General features: G+C 63.0%; 17 protein-coding genes. 6 read left to right on the top strand and 11 right to left on the bottom strand.

Annotated elements, in window-relative coordinates:
- Window positions 1–419, top strand: a 419-nt coding sequence (locus K8I61_12430) for a HEAT repeat domain-containing protein (GenBank protein MBZ0272836.1), incomplete at its 5' end; no start/stop codon positions are given.
- Window positions 420–538: 119 nt separating this feature from the next.
- On the opposite strand, the gene K8I61_12425 is transcribed toward K8I61_12430, so the two are convergent.
- From K8I61_12425 to K8I61_12415, 3 genes are all read right to left on the bottom strand, one after another.
- A complete protein-coding gene (locus K8I61_12425) occupies window positions 539–1,510 on the bottom strand; it encodes an electron transfer flavoprotein subunit alpha/FixB family protein (GenBank protein MBZ0272835.1) in 972 nt (323 codons plus the stop codon).
- A gap of 242 nt (window positions 1,511–1,752) precedes the next feature.
- A complete protein-coding gene (locus K8I61_12420; protein MBZ0272834.1) occupies window positions 1,753–2,502 on the bottom strand; it encodes an electron transfer flavoprotein subunit beta/FixA family protein in 750 nt (249 codons plus the stop codon).
- A 167-nt stretch (window positions 2,503–2,669) separates the two neighbouring features.
- Window positions 2,670–3,404 (bottom strand): TetR/AcrR family transcriptional regulator, encoded by a 735-nt coding sequence (locus tag K8I61_12415; GenBank protein ID MBZ0272833.1) that lies wholly within the window; start codon window positions 3,402–3,404, stop codon window positions 2,670–2,672.
- A 371-nt stretch (window positions 3,405–3,775) separates the two neighbouring features.
- Here K8I61_12415 and K8I61_12410 point away from each other — a divergent pair, with 371 nt between their 5' ends.
- The 5 genes from K8I61_12410 to K8I61_12390 all read left to right on the top strand — a co-directional run bounded on the left by K8I61_12410 (window position 3,776) and on the right by K8I61_12390 (window position 10,297).
- Window positions 3,776–6,307 (top strand): PQQ-binding-like beta-propeller repeat protein, encoded by a 2,532-nt coding sequence (locus K8I61_12410; protein MBZ0272832.1) that lies wholly within the window; start codon window positions 3,776–3,778, stop codon window positions 6,305–6,307.
- Window positions 6,308–6,514: 207 nt separating this feature from the next.
- Window positions 6,515–7,093 carry a hypothetical protein gene (locus K8I61_12405; GenBank protein ID MBZ0272831.1) on the top strand — a complete coding sequence of 193 codons (579 nt, stop codon included), beginning with the start codon at window positions 6,515–6,517 and terminating at the stop codon, window positions 7,091–7,093.
- Window positions 7,090–8,295: a hypothetical protein gene (locus tag K8I61_12400; protein ID MBZ0272830.1), complete on the top strand. Its 1,206-nt coding sequence runs from the start codon at window positions 7,090–7,092 to the stop codon at window positions 8,293–8,295. The genes K8I61_12405 and K8I61_12400 overlap by 4 nt, the downstream gene beginning before the upstream one ends.
- A gap of 15 nt (window positions 8,296–8,310) precedes the next feature.
- The gene (locus K8I61_12395; protein MBZ0272829.1) at window positions 8,311–9,162 is read left to right on the top strand and encodes a hypothetical protein; all 852 of its coding nucleotides are present in this window, start codon (window positions 8,311–8,313) and stop codon (window positions 9,160–9,162) included.
- Window positions 9,163–9,406: 244 nt separating this feature from the next.
- Window positions 9,407–10,297, top strand: a complete 891-nt coding sequence (locus tag K8I61_12390) for a carbonic anhydrase family protein (protein MBZ0272828.1) — start codon at window positions 9,407–9,409, stop codon at window positions 10,295–10,297.
- Window positions 10,298–10,396: 99 nt separating this feature from the next.
- Here K8I61_12390 and K8I61_12385 read toward each other — a convergent pair whose 3' ends face one another.
- The 8 genes from K8I61_12385 to K8I61_12350 form a co-directional block, all read right to left on the bottom strand.
- Window positions 10,397–12,037, bottom strand: coding sequence for a glycoside hydrolase family 5 protein (locus tag K8I61_12385; protein MBZ0272827.1), 1,641 nt, complete (start codon window positions 12,035–12,037; stop codon window positions 10,397–10,399).
- Window positions 12,038–12,087: 50 nt separating this feature from the next.
- A complete protein-coding gene (locus K8I61_12380; protein MBZ0272826.1) occupies window positions 12,088–12,870 on the bottom strand; it encodes a hypothetical protein in 783 nt (260 codons plus the stop codon).
- Window positions 12,867–14,087 carry a radical SAM protein gene (locus K8I61_12375; GenBank protein MBZ0272825.1) on the bottom strand — a complete coding sequence of 407 codons (1,221 nt, stop codon included), beginning with the start codon at window positions 14,085–14,087 and terminating at the stop codon, window positions 12,867–12,869. Before K8I61_12375 ends, K8I61_12380 begins: the two co-directional genes overlap by 4 nt.
- The gene (locus K8I61_12370; protein MBZ0272824.1) at window positions 14,084–14,881 is read right to left on the bottom strand and encodes a hypothetical protein; all 798 of its coding nucleotides are present in this window, start codon (window positions 14,879–14,881) and stop codon (window positions 14,084–14,086) included. The genes K8I61_12375 and K8I61_12370 overlap by 4 nt, the downstream gene beginning before the upstream one ends.
- Before the next feature lie 159 nt (window positions 14,882–15,040).
- A complete protein-coding gene (locus K8I61_12365; GenBank protein ID MBZ0272823.1) occupies window positions 15,041–15,907 on the bottom strand; it encodes a formylglycine-generating enzyme family protein in 867 nt (288 codons plus the stop codon).
- A gap of 69 nt (window positions 15,908–15,976) precedes the next feature.
- Window positions 15,977–16,837, bottom strand: a complete 861-nt coding sequence (locus tag K8I61_12360) for a hypothetical protein (protein MBZ0272822.1) — start codon at window positions 16,835–16,837, stop codon at window positions 15,977–15,979.
- A gap of 105 nt (window positions 16,838–16,942) precedes the next feature.
- Window positions 16,943–18,913, bottom strand: coding sequence for a hypothetical protein (locus tag K8I61_12355; protein MBZ0272821.1), 1,971 nt, complete (start codon window positions 18,911–18,913; stop codon window positions 16,943–16,945).
- Window positions 18,914–19,069: 156 nt separating this feature from the next.
- Window positions 19,070–20,068, bottom strand: a 999-nt coding sequence (locus K8I61_12350; GenBank protein ID MBZ0272820.1) for a YncE family protein, incomplete at its 5' end; no start/stop codon positions are given.

Genomic DNA, 20,068 nt, shown 5'->3' with positions numbered 1-20,068 from the left:
CCGCAATCGGCCCCGCGACGCGCGCCGAGGTGCGCGCGGTGGTGTGGGGCCTTCGCGACGGAAACCCGATGGTCCACGAAGCCGCCGCCCGCGCGGCCCGCGCCATCGATCCGAATCTTCCCGCCGACGCGCGCGCGGAGCTTGTCGCCGCGCTGTCGGATCATCGCGGACCGGTGCGCGCGGAAGTAGCGGCGGCGCTTGGCCGCGTCGGCGGGCGCGCCGCGGTCGATCCGCTCATTGTGCGTCTTTCCGATTCCGACGAACGCGTACGCCTTTCCGCGACGCACGCGCTGGGACTTCTCGGCGCCGACGCGATCACCGCTCGCGACGCGCTCAAAGAGCGCTTGTCCGACCCGGACCCGAAAGTGCGCGAAGCAGCCGCGCGGGCAATCGCGAGAATTGACACAGCGGTGAGGTGAGATCTCACCGCAAAGGCGCGAAGGAACCGCAAAGAGCGCATAGGAAAAGGTCAGGACAAATGGCCCTGACCCTTGGCTTCTTCGCGTGTTCTTTGCGCCTTCGCGGTAAAGACTCGTCCCTACTCGCTCAGAATCTTCTTGAACTCCTCGGTCATCTTCGGCACCGCCTCGAACAGGTCGGCGACAAGGCCGTAGTCGGCCTTCTGGAAGATCGGCGCCTCCGGGTCCTTATTGATCGCAACAATGACCTTGGAGGTCCGCATGCCGGCCAGGTGCTGAATCGCGCCGCTGATGCCGCACGCGATGTAGAGCACCGGGTTCACCGTCTTGCCGGTCTGGCCGACCTGCATGGCGTGCGGTGCGAAGCCGGAATCGACCGCCGCGCGCGAGGCGCCCACGGTCGCGCCGATGACATCCGCGAGTTCCTCGAGGATCGCGAAATTCTCGGCGTTCTTCATCGCGCGCCCGCCGGAGACGATGCGCTCGGCTTCGGTGAGATCGGGCCGGGCGCTCTTGGCGGCCTGCGTCTCGACGACCTTCGCCTTCGCGTCTCCGAACGACGCGTCGAGGCTGACCGTCTCGGCGCTGCCGCCGACCGGCGGCGCGACGGGAAAGGTGTTCGGGCGAAGCGAAACGACCGCGGGCGTCGTCGCGAACTCCACCGACGCGAACGCCTTGCCGGAAAACACCGGGCGCTTCACGCGGACCTTGCCGCCTTCGACCGCGATATCGACGCAGTCCGCCGCGAGTCCGGCGTCAAGACGCGCGGCCAGGCGAGGCGCGAGATCGCGCCCCGCGGACGAGGCGGCAAACAGAACGATGCCCGCGCCGGCCTGCTTGACCGCGTCGGCGAGGATCTTCGTGTAGCCCTCGCTCGAATATTCGGACACGCCGTCCGCGGCAAAGACCTTCGTCGCGCCGTACGGGGCGACCTTTTCCGCGAACCCGGCAAGTCCGGTCCCGATCGCGACGACGGAGAGTGTTCCGCCAAACGCGCCCGCGACCTCCTTGCCCTTGGTCAGAAGTTCCAGGGTCACCTTTTTGGGGGACCCGTCCTTGATTTCGGCAACCGCCAGTACGTTGGCCATGATGTTTCCTTTCAACCCGCTCCCTTACGGTCGCGGTTCCAATCGATGATTGAGGATCGACGAAAGAGGATTGAGGATTGAGGATCGAGTGGAATCGCGAAGTGCGTTGCAATGGTTCCGTGCAGCCCGCGCACTTCGCCGCGCCTTTGGCACGGCTTCGTTTGCGGCACCGACACCGCCGTTTGCGGCTCCGACGCGGCTGCTTGCGATTCATTCCCCATTCGCAATTCCCCATTCCCCATTAATCAGATGACCTTGGCTTCTTCGCGCAGGAGACGCACGAGCTCCGGTACGTTCTCGACGCCCGTAAGCACCTTTCCCGCCTGCCGTTCTTCCGGCAGCGAGGTCGCGACCAGCGTTGTCCTGGCGTCCGCGCCCGCGAATTCCTTCACGTCCACCGGCTTCTTTTTCGCCTTCATGATGCCGGGCAGGCTCGCGTAACGCGGCTCGTGGCCCGTCTTTGTGAACGACACGACGCACGGGGCCGGCGCCTCGGTGACAAGCTTCGTGCCGCCCTCGACATCGCGCCAGGTCTTCACCGCGCCATCGATCTCGATCTTCGAGGCGATGTGCACGTGCGGGAGATTGAGCAGCTCGGCGACCATAACCGGCACGGCAAACTGGTCGTCGTCGATCGCGCGGCAGCCCGAAAGGATAAGATCGTAGCCTGCGTCTTTCAGCGCGCCGGCGATGCCCTTGGCGGTCCCCAGGCTGTCGCCGAACGCCGGCTCGCCTTTCACGTGGATCGCGTCATCCGCGCCCATCGCGAGCGCCGTGCGCAGCGCCTCGACAATGCGGTCGGGTCCAAGGCCGAGCACCGTGACGGATTCGAGCTTGCCCGCATCCTTGAGCAGCAACGCTTCCTCGACGGCGAACTCGCAGTAGGGGTTGAGGATCCACTTGACCCCCTCCAGATCGAAGCCTTTGCCGTCGCCGGAAAGTTTGATGCGGCTTTCCGTGTCCGGCACCTGCTTGCAAAGAACCACAGCTTTCATTTTTCGTCCTTCCCTTCAGATTCGCGTGTTTCGCGTTTTCGGTCCCAAATGGACGATATGGACTAAATGGACTTGATGGTCTCGATGGACCCGATTCGCGGATCCGACAATTTCTCCGTGTTCTCCGTGTCTTCCCCGTGCGCTCCGTGTTCCGTCGATATGGCGCGTCACTTGCGCGCGAGAAGTCCGTCCAAAAACAGCGCGGAAAGGGCGCGGGCCGCGTCGTCCGCGGAAAACGGCGGCCGGCGCGCGAGCACCGCGGCAAGGACCAGCTCGTCGATCGCTCCGAAGATCGCACGGCGCAATACGTGCGAGTCCGCGTCGGCGCGAAACACGCCGGCTACGACGCCATCTTCGATGATTTCGCCGATCACTTTCAGGAATTCCGCGAACTTGATCGGCACATATTCCTTCATGAACTTGTGGCTCTGGCGCAGCTCGACGGAGAGCACCTCGGCCAGGTTCTTGTGTTTTTCCATGTAACGAAGGTACGCGACGACAAACGCCTCGAGCCGGCGCGCGGGTTCGGTTTCGCCGGCGAGCACGTCCTTGGCGTGCGCCATGGCGACGCCGATCTGCTGCTCGAAAAGCTGGATGAGCAGGTCGTCCTTGTTCTTGAAGTACAGGTAGATCGTGCCGTCGGCGACGCCCGCTTCCTTGGCGATTTCGCTGATCTTGGCGTTGTGGAACCCGTTTTTCGCGAAGATCTTCACGGCCGCGCGAAGGATTTTGTCGAACTTGGCCGTCTTGGCCTGCGCGAGCGTCGCCCGGTCGGCCTTGACCGACCCCTCCGCCTTCGCGTTTTCGCCCTTGCTCGCGCCTTTGGCGTTCGCGCCTTTCGCGCGCGGCTCCGCCTTGGTCCCGGGTGTGGTTTTGGCGTTTTTTTGCGAATTTTGGGTCAATTTCCGAAGTCCGATGCGCGCGGCAGGAAAATGAATGAACCGTCACTCAGTCTGGGCGGGATTAGCACGCGCGGCGGGGCGGGTCAACCGGACGCGGGTCAAATCCAGTGACGAATTACGAGTGACGAGTGACGAGTGGGAATCGCGGAATCGCATTTCCGTACCAAGACTCGAAAGCCATGAAAAAATTTGAACCGCACCGCATCGCCCGAAAGCGCCTCCGCACTGTTGAGGAAAATCACGCCGTGCTCGCCGCTCGCAACTCCCCATTCAGGAAATCACTCGTCATTCGTAATTCGTCACTCGCCACTTGCGCTGTCCGTATCCATCCTGTCCATAATGTCGATTCCGTCCATTCCGAAAGCGAAACCATGACAAAAGCTCTTTCCGTCCTGATGCTTCTGCTCCTGGCTGTGGGGCTTTCCGCCTCGTGCGCCTGCGACGAAAGCACGGGGCTCGATGACGATGACGACGACCCCTCCGATGACGACGATACCGCGTCCGATGACGACGACGATTCGGCGCCGCCAGACGACGACGCGGTTGACGACGACACCGGCGGATACGGTTACGACGTGCCGGTGAAATCGGATGCGCCCTGGCCGATGCACCGGCGCACCGTGAGCAACAGCGGGCGCAGCCCGATCCGCCCCGTCGCGAACGACCGGGAGCCGTGGGTCTATTCGACAGGGCGCGGCGTCTATCACGAGATCGCCATCGACGCGGATGGCACGCTCTACGTGGGCACCGCGGACACCTTCATCCACGCAATCAACCCCGACGGCTCCGAAAAGTGGCGATTCGCCACCGGCGAGATCAACGACTCCACGGCGCTCATCGGCGCGGACGGCACAATCTTCGCCCCGAGTGGCGACGGGTACGTCTATGCCATCAACCCCGACGGAACGGAGCGCTGGCGGCTCGCCGCGCTCGGCGGCGCGTTCATCACCTGGTGGGAAGGCCACATCGCGATGGGACCGGACGGCACGCTCTACGCCGGCAACGACGACCGCCGCATGTACGCCATCAGCCAGGCGGGCGACGTGCTATGGACGCACGAAACCGGCGATCAGATCTGGTCGTGCCCCGCGCTCGATTTTCGCGGTCGCCTCTATTTTGGCAGCAACGATGTCATGGTCCGCTCGATCACAACCGAGGGCGACGCCCGCTGGCGCGCGCTGACGCTCGGCCCCGTCGCGGGATCGGTATCGCTCAATGATGCGCGCGATACCGTGTACGCCGGCTCGTTCGACGGCCACCTGCACGCGATCGACGCGGCAAGCGGCAAAAGGCTCTGGAAGCATCCCGCGCGCGATCACCTCTACGCCTCGCCGTCGGTGGGGGCGGATGGCACGATCTACGCCGGCAGCGCGGATGGCTCGATGTACGCGATCAATCCCGACGGTAGCGCGCGCTGGACCTACGACACGCTCGACCCCATCCGCTCGTCCGCGGCGATCGACGGCGACGGCAACATCTACTTCGGCGCGGGCGACGGCCGCGTGTACGCGTTGAGTCCGGAAGGCGAGCGGCTGTGGGCGTTCGACACATCCACGAGCGACCGCAACGACTTAAACGGCTCGCCGTCGATCGGCGAAAACGGCGTCTATATCGGCGGCGAGGCGGGCGACATCGTGTTCATCCCGTTCGGCTGGTGCGAGACGTCAAACGATCCGCGGTGCGTCACGAGCGCCGGCGAGGACATCCCCACGGACGGCGCGCTGCTCTACTATTACAGCACCGGCGGCAACTCGGAGCCGAGCGTCACCGAGACGCCCGCGCCGACAAGCGCGATGACGTTTCGCCTTGTCGTGCGCGAGGGCGGCGATACGATCTGCGCGCGCATCAAAAGCGAGACATTGCACGTGACGGTGGCGCCGAATTTCGCCTACCGCGTGGAGCCGAGCGCGGACGGCAACTTTGTGTCGATCATCCCCGACGCGCCGCTGCCGATGGATGCGAACTACCTCGTCGAAATCTCCGGCGAGTATCTTGTCGGCGGGTTCCGCCTCGGCAACCGCGTCGTGGGCGGCAACGTCGGCGGAAATTTTGAACGAACGTTCAGCTTTCGCACCGCCGCGCCGACGGGCAACGGCCTGCCGCTTGCGATCGGGGCGAACGAATCCACGGTGCTGTGGCTGCGTCGCATGGCCGTGCCGCAGCCGCCGATGATGACGACCTTCAACCAGATCGGGTTCGACTCGTACAACTTCTTCGTTGCGCCCGTCGCGATCGACGAGGAGAGCGGCGCGCTCGTGACGATCGCCGTAGAGGGCACGCCCGGGCTTAATCCCGCCGTCAACCCGGATTCGAAATCGATCTTCGCGCTGAACGGCCAGTCCATCGATTCGTACTTCGCGCTCGAGGGCGCGGGCTTTGCCGTGTCGATCACGGATGTCGATATCCGCCTGGACGATTTCCGCGCAAGCGGCCGGCTTTACCCCGACCTGACGAGCGACCCGCTGAACATCTACGGCGAGGTGACCTGCGCGAACGTGGAGTTTTTCGGAACGCAGCTCGACATCCTCGGCCTGTGTCATCCGGATTCCGGCAAGCTCATCGTCAACGGCACGGCGCTGTTTTCGCCCGCGCCGGGAGATCTCGGATCGCGGCCGGACATCGACGTCGATTCGATCGACGCGGGCGCGGATTTCGTGCGCGCGAACTTTACGGCGAACGACCTGCCGGCCGCGGACCATCTACCGATCGTCGTGCTTCTCGACGACGCGACCGGCCGCGCGGTGGAGTTGGACTACGGCCTGTCGCTCGAAAAAGCCGCGAAGCCAAACGGAACGCTCGCGAGCGTCACGCTCCATCTGCCGGATGGATTTGACCTTTCGGGCAAAACGGCCGTGGTTTTGGTGAACCTTTATCCAGTCCATGAGGAACAGGTTTCTTTCTAAATAAAATAAATTCGTGGCGAAAATCGATCTTGCGTAAGGCCGCTTGATTTCTGTAAGATCGATAACGCCGCGAATAGGAGCGCCCATGATTTCGACCCGACGAATCGCCGCTCTGACCTCTCTTGCGTTTGTCCTCGCGCCCGCATCCGTTGCCTTCGCGGTCGAAGACGAAGACCCGGGGGGGGGGCGGAGTGTACGATTGAGGACGTGGATTATGGGTTAGGCAAGGGCGCCGACGCGGCGTGGGCGGACTCGGGCAAGTCTGACCTCGACGCCGGCGGCGAATGCGCGTTGACCACCGTTGTGATCGACGGGCGGCCGGACGAAGCGATGGCCGTCGAAATCAACGTATTCGCGATGTTCGGCCCGAACCGGATTCCGATTTTCAAGAACAGCGTAACGGTCACCGCCGAAGAGCGCGTGACGATTCCTGTCGATCTCACTCCGGCCGTCGGCTATTACGAAAAGCAGGCGGCCTACGTCACGACGGTCCATGCCCGCCTGACGGAGTTGCGCGGCGACGGCAAACCGGGCTATACAAAGGCGCTTCCCTCTCGCTATCTCGCCTGGCACAAAAGCGCGTCGCGTATCGAGGCGCTCGACGCCGCGGAACTCAAGAAGACGTACCCCGGCGGCGTATTCGGCGCCGAGGAGCGCGCGATGTTTGCGGCGCTCGCGGCCGAGGAGAAAAACGCGGTTCCGCTTTGGATGGAGCCTCCCGTCACGTGGGAGGGTTGGACCGGCGTCATGCCTGACAAATCTGTCCTGGAAGGGAGGCGGCCATGAACGCCAGAAAATTCGCCCTCCTGTTTCTTGCCGTCATGCTTCTTGGAACAGCCGGAACCGCGCACGCGACGAACTATCAGGTGCGTTTTTGCGTATTTCCCGTCATGTATTGGGAGGACGCGAATTCCGCGGATTATTGGGTGCTGCCGGATCCCGAAATGGCTTATCTCCTCATCCCGGCGTATGGCGTACGCGTCCGTGTTCGCGAGGGACTTCTCGGGCAGACCATCTATTACGACTACGCGACCGAATATGTAGGGAATTGCACAACCTACATGACACTTTCCGATACGAAAACTTACAGCGTCGTGGCCTATTCGGAAGCCAAGACCACTACGAATAATTATGTCAAGGTCGTTGAGGATGACGCCACACCCGCCGTTTATTGGCAACTGCTGATCAGTGGCTTCGTGCCCGATGATAACGAGACAATTCCGCTTTGGGTAAGTAATCCAGGCGGCGCATCCATCGCCCAGGTCACGACGGCGGCGTCTTACATCGTGAATAAACGGCCCGGAGGCGTAATCAATCAGACGATCAGCTTGTTTAATGGCAATAGCGGCTGCGGTGGTGATGGGAGCTGTGCTCGAGAAGACGGAGTTTTTCTTTCGGAAAATGGTAAGTCACACAAGTTCATTATAGCACACGAGCTGGGGCACTACATTGGAATTTTGCGTGATGATGGAGGTCTAGTGCACACCGACGAATTGCTATTAACAAACCACGATTGCGATGAATGGACAGACACAAGCCACGATTTCATAAGCCTCGAATGGCAAAATGTAGCAGCAAAAGAGGGGTTTGCCCATTACTATGCAGCGACGGTATGGAACGATATTGAAGAATCCGACTGCGAGTATTTTTACTACAAGACCATTTGGTTTAATAAAGCGGGGCAGCTGGTGCATGTTCCTCAAAATTATAGTTGCGAGTCTGGCAACAATTACTTAAGCGCAAATTGCGATCCCTATGACGACAACCAGTCCCTCGAATACGATTGGCTTCGTTTTTGGTGGGACCTCATGACCGATGACGGCGTGACATTTAATACTATAATGGATGTGTGGACAGGTTCAGCCCCGAGCGACTGGGAAGACGAGGGCGTCGGTGTTTATGACGCGTTGAGAGACGCTGCAGATTTAGAAAGTGTGGATTTACTTGACTGGGATGCGCAAGCTGCGTATAACGGCATCGACAATTAGAAAGGTAAAATTGCTATGTCGATTGTGCACAGACTATTTATTTTGCTTTCTATTGCCATGATATTCTGCGACATTCGCTTCGTCGCCGCTGGAGACGAAATGGAGTCATGTGGAGACTATTACTTCCCAGAATTATGGTTCGATATTCACGATTTTGAAACCATCAACAACGACTTTGTTAAACGTTTTGGATATTTTGCGGGCATTCTCGCAGAGGTGGTAATTAACGGAAACGATATTAAATTAGATACTGATGGGTGGGAGATGGACGTTGCCTGGAACCGGACGGAATTTGAGCCGCCTATGTCATCGGGTGATTCGGTATTTGTTCACGCCACGGGCTCAAACGAACGATTTGGAATTATCTATGTATTCAGCAAGAACTGGGAACTACTTCTCGCGATGGGCGAAACCAAATTACATCCTTTGAGTTTGAATGATGGTGAAGTCAAAATCGATTCGGATTCTGAAAAGCCTGTATCTTGCAACTATGATCTAAGCGGCGCTCTGCCTTGGTACGACGACTGGGAGTACGTTTATGGACATTCCTTTGTCGGAAACCTGGCAAATAGTGATTTTGTCGTCAATAAACCCGGCGAATCTGCTTTGACGAACGATGGACTCTACGACGTTTTTCTTCCAGTAAATTGGACCGGAGAAACCGATACGGATTACTACATTGTTGGTCGGTTTCAGATGATGCGAACCGAACAGGTAGCCTCTGACGACGACGCCGACGACGACGACGCGGCCACGGATGATGACGACTCGGATGACGACGATGACGATGACGACGACTCGGATGACGACGACGACTCGGATGACGACGATAACGATGACGGCGGCGGCTGTGGGTGCGGGTGTTGAGCGAAGGCGCGCCCCTTGCCAAGATTTGCCGCTAAAAAAACAGGCCGTTCGAGTCCGAAATTTCCAACGTTCTCACCGGGAGCCATAGGATTGACCTCCTGGATTGAACCTTCAAAGAGGCCTCGCGGCTGCGTTGAATAACGGTTAGGAGCCTAACATATCGACGAAATTATTTTGACTTTTCGTTACCGATAAAACTAATTTCCGCGCCTCTTTCAATCCAGCCCCAGGAGGGAGCTATCCGATGGGACGCAATCGATTGTTTGTTCTGATGATGCTCGCGCTTGTTGCCATGCTGGCGACGGTCGCCAACGGCTGCGGCGACGATGACGATGACGACGACGATGATGTTGGAGACGACGACGCGGATGACGATGCGGGCGACGACGACGCCGATGACGACGAGTCGGACGATGACGAATCCGACGACGACGACGAGGATGACGATGACAGCCACGACGACGACGACGATCCGCACTGGGATTACGAGCATCCCGACGATTGGTCGGACGAGTACCCCGCGTGCGACGACATGGAGCAGTCGCCCGTGGACCTGACCGGCGAGTCCGAGGTCGATCTCGACAACATCGACTTCGCGTGGACCACGACGACCATCAGCCTCGCGAACAACGGGCACACCGTCGTGGCGACGCCGGGCGATACGCAGACCTTCGAGGTCGACGGCACCACCTACACGATGGATCAGTTCCACTACCACGTTAGCAGCGAGCATCAGGAAGACGGCGCGTACCACGACGCCGAATTCCATTTCGTGCATCAGGACGAGGGCGGCAACTACGCAGTGATCGGCATCTTTATGAATGAAGATGAGGTCGAGGCCGCGAACGCCGATTGGGATGTCTTCATCAACAACCTTCCCGACGAGGATGACACCGCGGAACCGGTCGACGAGGTGACGCTCAGCAACCTGCTGCCGGCGACACGGACCTACTACGCTTACGACGGTTCGTTCACGACGCCGCCGTGCACCGAGGGCGTTCTCTGGTTCGTTCTCGACACGCCGGTGGAGCTGAGCACGACGCAGCTCAACGCGCTCAAGGCGAAGTACGACGACAACTTCCGCCCGGTGCAGCCGATCGGCGCGCGCACGATCGAGCACGACAGCACGCCGTAATCGAAAAAAAGCATCGCATCAAAAAAGGCGGCCTCGCGGCCGCCCTTTTTTTCAGGATTGAGGATCGAGGATTGAGAGTCGGCGAGAGTGCGTTGTTCCTTACTCCGCGATCGTCACGACGTACTCGCCGCCGACCTCGACGAAAATCATGTAGCCGCCGTCAACGGCCGTTACGTCGAATTCGCCGATGTTGTGCCCGCTTACCGCCGGCGCCTCGCCGCTCGCGGAAGGAAACCAGACCTCGGCAAGACCCGCGGCGTCGCTTGTCCCCTCCGCGACGAGACCCTCGCCGCACGGCTTCGCGTCGATGCGCGTCAATCGCCCCGGCGCCGCGCGCGGGTAAGCGCGCGAAAGGCATGGCCGCGAGGAAACGTCGAAACGCGCGTCGCCGCATTGGGCCTGCTGCTGCGTGATCCAGTCTTCCGACGGCGGGTACGGGATGTTGTGCGGATCGCCGCACTCCTGCTCCCACTGCCACCACGTGCCGCCGGCGAACAGGCGGCCGTCGTCGAGCGCGGCAAATCGGGTCGTCCAGGCCTCGTTCGTCGCGGGGTCGGAGAAGCTGTTGTATTCGCCGGTCCACACGGTCGTGCCGTAGATGCGGCCGAGCCCATCGAACAGGAAAAATCCGACGTCCAGCAGCCCGAGCGGACCGGGGATGATCGACGCGAAGTAGTTGTGCGGCGCGAAGACGAGGTTTGCGTCCGGATCGGAATCGACGAGGTCGAACGCGGGCGGCACGCCGAATACGCTCGTCTCGAAAAAGACGATGTGCCCCGGCGCGCCGGCGTCATGCTCCGCGTCGCGGATCGCGCCGATCGCGTCGCGATAGAAAGTCGTGAGGCCGTCAAACGTCTCGCCGAAATCGTCGCCGTGCCCCGGCTCGTTCAACAGGTCGAATCCCGCCACGCCCGGCTCGTGCGCGAACTCGGCGGCGACGCGTCCCCAAAGCTCAACCAGCTCGTCGCGAATGCCGTCGTGGTTGGTCCAGAAGTTTTCCCACGCGCGGATGACCGCCGGGCTTTGCTCACGCCGGCCGGGCGTGCACGTCGGCTCGCCGTCGGTGTACGTCGCCCATTCGGGCGCGCCGTCCCAGCCGATCTGGTGATGCGTTCCGTTCGGGCAGCCGTCACCCGCGGGCGTGAAGACGAACTTGCTCCACGCGTCCTGGTGCATGTCGATGACAACGTAAATGCCGCGCGCGTTTGCCTGCCCGATCGCGTCGCGCACGCGGTCGAGATAATCGGTATCGAACGCGTCTCGCTCCGGCTCCCATGCGGACCAGCTCGTCACCAGGCGCACGACATTCATGCCGAGCGCCGCCGCGTCGTCCCAATCCTCGCCGGAAAGCTCCGCGACGGTCGGAAGACGCGGGTCCGTCTCGAAGTAGTCGCCCAGGTGATTGAAGTTCGCGCCGCGCAGGATCACCTGCCGGCCGAACTCATCGAAGATGGCCGGCGCCGCGCCCGTCTCGGCGACAAGCCACGGCATGCCGACGTCGTCATCGTCGCCGGTGTCGTCGTCGCCCGCGTCGTCGTCGTCGGTGTCGTCGTCGTCGGTGTCGTCGTCGTCAAACGAATCGTCATCGACATCGTCATCATGCGTGTCGCTGTCCGATGCGTCGTCGTCGGCCGTTTCGTCGGCGTCATCGTCATCGTCGCCGCACGAACACGAGGCGGACATCATGATCGCAACAAGCACGAGCGTAATGGCGAGAAGATTGTCGAATCGAACCGTCATGACGCGCCAAGTCGACGCGAACTAAGATACCGCGTCAAGACAACCGCCCGTCACGTCTCTCGCGAGACGGTGTCTTCGAACCACTGCGTCAACTCCGCAAGGATCATCGCGGCAAGCGCCCACCACAGCACGATCCAGAGCGGCACGCCGAATAACCAGCCCAGGTCGTAGCGGTGCAGGCCGACGACGCGGATGAAAATCGCCTCGACCGCGGGGCCGGCGACGACAAGCAGCGACGCGACGCGGAGATGACGCAACGATGGCCGCATTGCGAAGACGTACACGGCGAGAGCGAGCGAAAACGGCAGCCACGACCAAATCGGATGCAGGTGGAATCGGTAGATCGCCTGCCGCGTCGCGATCGTCACCAAAAGGATGAACGCGAGGCGCGCGGCGCGACCGCCGATCTGGGCGCCCCGCCAGACGCGCAACGATTTCGGCGACGTGTCCGGGCCAAGGCGCGTCCAGCGCGAAAGCGATGCGAGCGAGCGGAGAATCTGCCCCCAGAAAAGCAGCATCCACGCAGGGATCGACGAAAACGCACCGAGATCGCTTGGCACGGTGTATTCGTACACCCCGTGACGCACGACGGTGTTCCAGTCGTTGGCCGCGCCGATGACGACGCACGCCGCGTAGAGAGCTGCTTCCGCCCCGAACCCGTGCTCGCGCTCGCTTGCGGGCAATCGCGCCCAGGCGATCATGCGCGCCGCAAGCAGAATCGGAATCGCAACGCTCATGACCGGCAGGCGATGCGCGAACGCGCCGATCAGCACGCTGCCCGCGGCCGTCACCGCGGCGTCGAGCAGCGCGGCGCGGCCGTGCCGGTTCGTCATCGCTTGTTCAGGAATTCCCTCACCTCGGCAACGAGCGACAGCGGGCGCGCGAGCCCCTCGGCGTAGGCGTCCGTCGTGTAGTTCTGCGCCCAGTTGCAGTCGCCGCCGCACTGATCCGCGTCGGGGCCGTGAAAACCCGTGGGGTCGATGCTCTCGCGGCAGTGCGCCCAGAGCGCGTCCACGTCGTCAAAATCGAGCACGTTCGCGCGCAGCGGCTCGACGTTCACCGTCGACTTGCACGGCCAGAAGAGATTCCCGTCGAAATCGACGTGCGGCTTCAGCGTATTGCGGCAGTTGAGCGGCTCGCCGGCAAGCAGCCGGCGGTTCATCCGCATCGATCCGTTCACGCGGAATCCTTGCGCCTTGCGCTCGAGAATGAGATCCGCGAGATCGCGATATCCCGCGTCGTCCTTCAACGCGCCGGACACGCGCGGGCCGACGTTCATCGGCACCGGCGAGAACCAGATGCCGAGGTCGCACGCCAAGTCCAGCACGTCGCGCGCGTGTTCGATCGCGCCGGGCTGGATGACGCAGTTCACCGCGAGCTTGAATCGATACGGTCCCGCCAGTTCGCGCAGAATCAGAAGATTGCGGATGACGCGCTCGGGCGTCCGCCATTGCCACATTTCGGCGAGCACGCCCAGGTCGAGCGCGTCCAGGCTGACGACGATGTTGTCGACATCGGCCAGAAACGTACCCCACTCCGGTCGTTCGAGCAGGCGATCCAGCACCGACGCGTTCGTGTTGACGATGATCGGGTTGTAGTTCATGTCGCGCGCGGCGCGGACGAGCTGCGGCAGATCGCGGCGCAACGTCGGTTCGCCGCCGGCGAAATACACCGACGGCGTGCGCGTGCGCATGATGCGCAGAAGACGAAAGGCGTCGGCGGTATCGAGCACGCCGTCATTCGACAGCTCGGGATATTTTCGTCCCCGATGGTCGTCGCAATACGTGCACAAAAAGTTGCACGTACGCAGCGCGGTCCAGATGAAATAGAGCGGAAGAAAATCCTCGCGCCCCGCGCGGGCGCGGCGGCGATTTTCGATGTAGTTCGACGCAGCCGTCCGGATCGAGCGCGCGACGCGCCCGAGGTCGGCGGTCCGGCTCCGGGGCGGCGCCTGCAACCCGCGCAGGCGACCGGCCGCCTCGCGCGCCTCGGCGAAAAGCGACAGCCAATCGGGATGCCCCTCGCGCGGGCGATAGTGCGTAAAGGTCACGGGTTCAGAAAATCCTTGACGACGAGCTTGCCGTAATCCACGAACTGTTCCCACGCGCTCTTGTAGTCGAGCGTGGTGAACAGCGCCGGGGCGATGACGCCAAACGGGAACATGCTGATGATGTTGCCGCGGCCGTAGTCGATCATCCACGCATGGTCGACGTATCGAACACCCTTGCCGCCGTCGCGCGGCAAATACGCGAGGTCGCCGGCAAGGTACACCGTCGGCTCGAACTGGCCGGGCACGTAGGTCCACATCTCGCCGTCGATCATGAGATCCCACACATCCGCGGCGTAGCGGCCCGAGAAGCCTTCCGCGCCGATCGGCGTTCCGAAAAACGCGACGTATTCCTTCGTCGAGGCGTACACGATCGCGATCTGGCAAAACGCCGTCCCCGCGCTGTTGAACGTCCAGCGCAAGTCGTCGGCGATCTTGCCGGGATAGCGGCGCTTGAGCTCGTCGTGGATCACGCGCCACGCGTCCGCGACCGGAAGGCCGACGCCAAGCTGCGCCAATTCGTGCAACTCGTCGGGCGAAAACAGGTAGTCGTCGGCCGGATCGCCGCGATACGTCGCGAAGATATCCGTCAGCCAGCGGAACGCGCCGCGCACCGACTCGCGGTCCGGCTCGCCGTCTTCGCCAAGCAGCATGTCGAGCTCGGCGAGCGCCAGATCTTCCTCGGACGGTCCCTCCGGCGACGGCGGCTGTTCGGTTCGATTCGCGCCGCCATCGCAGGAAAGCGCAAACGTAGCGATGAAGACGAAGGCGGTGATGAGAGAAATCGTCCTGATCATGGCGTCCTTTCCCGAAGAACAATGCCGACTTTGTGGGTGCGGCAGAAGTCTGGAGGTCTGAAAAGTCATCGCAATGTCCGTTTCATTCCTCCGTGTCCTCCGTGTCTTCTCCGTGACCTCTGTGTACCGTCGGATTGCGATTCATTCCGCATTCCGCAATCACCGCGCGCACCGGAAGCCCGTCGCGCGGCTCGCGTCCGTCGGTTCGTCGAAGTTGCGAAACGAGATGCGAAGGAACGACGCATCATTATTGTACGCGCCCGCGCCGCGCACGGTGCGCCACGCGCCGCTCTCCGGTCCCCGCGGATCGCGCGACGGCGAGTGCCAGTAATACGCGGGGTCATGGAAATCGGCGACCCACTCCCACACGTTGCCGACCATGTCGAACAATCCGAATTCGTTTGGCGCCTTTTCGCCGGCGGGGTGCGTCCGGCCGTCCGAGTTTCCGAGAAACCAGGCGATATCCCCAAGGCAATCCGCGCCCGCGCAATACGTCACGCCGTCGGTGCCGCCGCGCGCGGCGTACTCCCACTCGGCTTCGGTCGGAAGGCGACCGCCCGCAAGCTCGCAGAAGGCGTCCGCGTCGAACCACGTCACCTGCTCGACGGGGCAGCCCGGGCAATCGGCGTGGAAGCTCGGATTCACGCCCGTCGCCGCCTCGTATTGCGCCTGCGTGACGGGGATTTGCGTGATGGAAAACGCCTCGACGGTCACGATGTGGCGCGGCGTCTCCTCGTCGCGGCACTGGGCGTCGCCGGGAGAGCACCCCATGAGGAACTCGCCGCCATCGAGCGCGACCCACTCGAGCCCGAAAGGATTTTCGCCCGCGTCGCCAGGTCCGTCCTCGTCGTCATCAATGCGATCGTCGTCTTGCCGCCCGTCGTCATCGTCGTCGTCGCCAAGAACGGGATCGCCACCGATCGCGCCGGCGAATTCACCGTCTTCGGTTTCGTCGAAGCATCCGGCAAGAAGCGCGGCGGCAAAAAAGGCCGCGAGCATCGCAATGCACGCGCACGTTTGTTTCACGGTCGAGGCCTCCTCGCGCAATGGCGGACATACCCGCTTGCCACAAATCGGACATGGACAAAAGCCATGCTACCGGGCGATCTCCCATCCGCAACCCGACTCAAAGCTCTCCGCGCCGAAATCCAGAAAGTCGCGGATGTAGAACGCGATCGGGTTTTTCGCGTGACGGACGAAGTCCGCGACGTCCGTGTCCTCTTGCGCGGCTTGCTTCGTGCAATCGCCGTCAAGGTCGATGCGCCCGTCGGCGCGCCCGAGGCCGGGGATCTTCGTGGCAAGACGACTCACATCCGGATTCTCGGCGAATGGATCGTCCGGCGCGGACGGAAAATACGGCGGAAAGTCCGACCACGCCTCGATGAACGTCACCTCGCCCGCGTCGTTGAACGTGAATTCCTCGTAGATCGGGCACGCCGGCCCGCCGTTGTACGAGAACTCCACGCGGCATCGCCCGAACGGCTGCGTTTCGAACGCGCGGCAATCGCGCACGGGCACCTCGGTCGGGTACAGGCGCAGCACCTTGTCGATGAGGATCATCGCCTCGCGCCCGAAACCCGTCAGCTTCAGCCACGGCGGCCACTCCCAGCGCGCGACGTGCGTGGAGTAGTTGGGGATCGAGTCGGGATCGGCGTACGAATCGAGCGTGTCGAAGTAGATGCGGCTCTGCTCGGCGTAATACTCCGGCGAAAATTTCGGCGCGAGGTTATCGGCCGTCGGCGCCTCGCCGTCGGCGTCGGTGCAACGCGGCGGCGCGGCCGTGTCGTCGTCCGCGGTTTCCGGCGTGTCATCGTCGACCGATGCCGCGTCTGGTTCGATCGCGCCCGCACCCATGTCGCCGGCATCGCGATCGTCGAACGAACAGCTCAGAAGGAGCGAAAGGCCGATAACGCCCGCGAGCAGGATCGGATTCGCGATGGGGCGCGTCGTTCGCATTGCGTCATCCTTACCGGCGCGGGCCGCTCGACGCAATTGGCCATTCGATCGTAGCCGGTGAGGCCGCGCCCCAAGCCCGAAAGCCGCCATTCGGAGCGCGGACGGCTACAGCGCGCCGCGTGCCGCGCGCCGCCGCGTCCACCGGCGCCGGATCCACGGGCCGGCGGCGAACGTGGCCAGCGTCGCAAGCGAAATCGTGAGTCCCACGTCGCGCGCGCTGTAGCGATAACGCAGCTCGATATGGCTGACCGGCCGTTTGATATCGACCGCGAGCAATCCCGCGGAATCCCACACGCGCCCGGCGCTCGATTGCCACCGGCGATCGTGGTTCTGGTTGACGATAAGCGTCCCGGGTTGCGTCATCTCGAGCGCGATGACGATGCGGTCGGGCCCGATGTCCTGGTCGAGAACCTCATTGCCCGGCGCATCGAACCACGCTTCGCCTCGGTATTCGGGCGCCGGCGCGATCCCGCCGTAATCGTCCACGTAATATTTCGGTTGCGCGTCCCGCGGCAGCACGATCGCGTCATCCCAGACGATCGAACCGACGCCGCGGAGCACGTTAAGGTAGGTGCTCCCCCAACCGACGGATAGCTGTTCCTTGAGTTGCGGGCGCGCGAGAGCCACCTGATAGTATGTCGGCTCGTGCTCGGGCCACTCGAGGGGAAGCGAAAAGCGCTGGGCGATCCGTTGCGCGCCAAGCAAGGCGTTTGGCAAGAGGGCCAGCACGATCAGCACAAACCACGATGCACGGGCGTACCGGCGCTCGGGCAGATGACGTTCGATCGCCGCGAAACCGATCCCCGCCGCGAGCGCGAATTCGAACACGAGAAAAAAGCCGAGGTATTGCATCGGCCGCGAGATGCGGTTGATGACCGGAAGCATGTGCAGCGGGCGGAACAGATCGATGGGCGCGTTCGAACCGAGCGAAATCCACAAGATGACAAGAAGCGAAACCGCCACGCGCCGTCCGGCGCGTCCGCCGAGCGCCGCCCCGACGATCGCAAGGACGACGGCGGCCCACGCGAGCCCCACGTGCGCGTATTCGGGTTCGATGGCGAGCATGGCGCCGTCAGGGGTCAACTCGTAGCGCCCGTGCAACTCGGTTTGAGCCGTCAAAAACTCCAGCGCGCGCGGGCTTGGCGGAAGAAAGACGGACGGGTTATTGGCGTCAAGACGCGTGTGATAAAATGTTGAGGATCGCCGGAACAAGAATTGCTCTTCCGGGTCGTCCGGCATCATCGCGGCCAGCTTCCGCCCCAAGCGGTTCAGGTTGCCTTCGTAAAACAGCTCAGTCATCGGAACGAACTTCACCGCGCCAAGAAGGCACGCCACGGCCGCGACAACGATGAGGCGCAACGCCGTCTTCCAGCGCTGCTCGACAAGCCGCGTGCCGATCCCGGCCGCCGCGTGCGCCGTCGCCCAGATCATGAACAGAGCGCCGCCGGAGAGCCCCTGCATGAACGCGGTCATCATGATGACCGCCGCCGCGAAAAACCGCGAAAGGCGCCGGCGCGTCTCGATGGCCAGGTAAAGCGCCATGGGAAACAGCAGCCAGACCGTCGTCTCATAAAAACCGACGAGTATGCGCGAGGGATACCACCCGGCGAGCACGAACGAGAGCGCCGCGACGGTCGCCGCGCGGTCGGTCAACTCATATCGGTCGCGCGCAAGGAGGAACACGCCCCAACCGCCGACGAACAGGCTGACGATCATCGCGATACGCAGACCGATGCGCTCGCCGAAAAGGAGGCTCGGAATGAAAAGCGGGCTGTATGCGCCGGATGACGGGTGCGCCGATACGGGATATCCGCCGCCCACCAGATGGCTGTGCCCCGGCAGGCGATGGTGGTTCAGGATGGTGTCGCGCGCGATGGCGTCGTGCGTCGCCGCGATGAGAAAATCGTGATTGCGGTAGCTGTCCGGCCCGACAAATCCGCCTGGCGTGCTGAACATGGCGGCGCCGAACATCGCCACGCCCGCGGCGAGCGCGACAAGCGGGCCGAAGCGGTCGAGAAACGACGGCGGCGCGCCGCCCGCCTCGTCCGGGCCGCCGATTGCAAACCGTCGGAGCATGAAGTTCGCGCTTGCCACAAAACGCGCAAAAGAAAAAGGGAGAATTTTCGGCGTCATACGAGACGGCGCCGCCCGGTTCCCCGCCCGGACGGTCCGGCGTCGGATTTGACGCCAAGTCTCGTCGCGGGCCGGGCTCTACCGGTCGTGCCTCGATTCTTATTCGAAAATCGAAACCGAATCGTCGCCGAAATTCGCGACGAACACGCGGCGGCCGTCCGCGGACGAGACGATATCCGCCGGGTCGTCGCGCGCGGGGATGATATCCGCGACGGTGAAGGTTCGCAGATCGACGAGCACGACGCGGTTGCCGGGGGAGTCGTCAATCGCCGGCGCGCGGGCGCCGTCAACAAAAAACGGCGCCCAGGACGGCGACGGCATTGGCTCACCGTCACCGTCGTCGCCGCCGCGCGGCCGCGGAAGCGTCGCGATGAGGAACCGCCCGTCCGGGCTGACGACGGCGCGCTCCGGGTTGCCGGGCAGCGGCACATGACGCACCACCTCGAGCGGCGAAAGGCGGATCACCGTCACGGACGCGCCGCGCGTGTTCATGACGTACGCCAGGTTCCCGTCCGGGCCCGTGACGACGCGCTCGGGCCCCGCGCCTACGTCGAGCGTGCGGTAGAGCTTGCGCGTTTCGACGTCAAACGCGCTCACGGTGGCCGCGCCGAAATTCGGCACCAGCAGCAGCGTGTCGTCCCGAACGAAGATCGGCTCGCGGGAGGCTGTCCCGGCGACGAGCGCGTCGGACGCCCGGGGCGCCGCGTTCTCATGGGGGTTGAAAAGGTAAACGCGCCCTTCCTTCAACCGCGCGCCGGTTCGACTCACCGCGAAGACGCCGGTCGCCGCCGCGGCGACGCGCCCGCTTTCCCCCACCGCGATGTATCCGATCGGCTCCGGGAATTCGAACGAGCGTTCAATCTTCAAAAGGGCAAGGTCGATTGCGTGCACCTGCCTCTCCTCGGTCGCGGCGACGAGCACGCCCGGCATGCCCGGCCAGAGCTTGATATCGGCGATGTTGCGCCCCGCGGGGATTCGCTCGACAAGGCGCCCCGTCACGGTGTCGAACACGTGCACGAAGCCGCCGGCCATGCCAACCGCCGCGAGCCGGGCGAGGTCCGGCAGCGCGACGACGCGGTAGAGGTGTTCATACACGGG

The sequence above is a fragment of the bacterium genome (genome assembly GCA_019912885.1).
Taxonomy (GTDB): Bacteria; Lernaellota; Lernaellaia; order JACKCT01; family JACKCT01; genus JAIOHV01.
The sequence above is the reverse complement of the archived record's forward strand: the minus strand, read 5'-3'. Positions and strand labels throughout refer to the sequence as shown.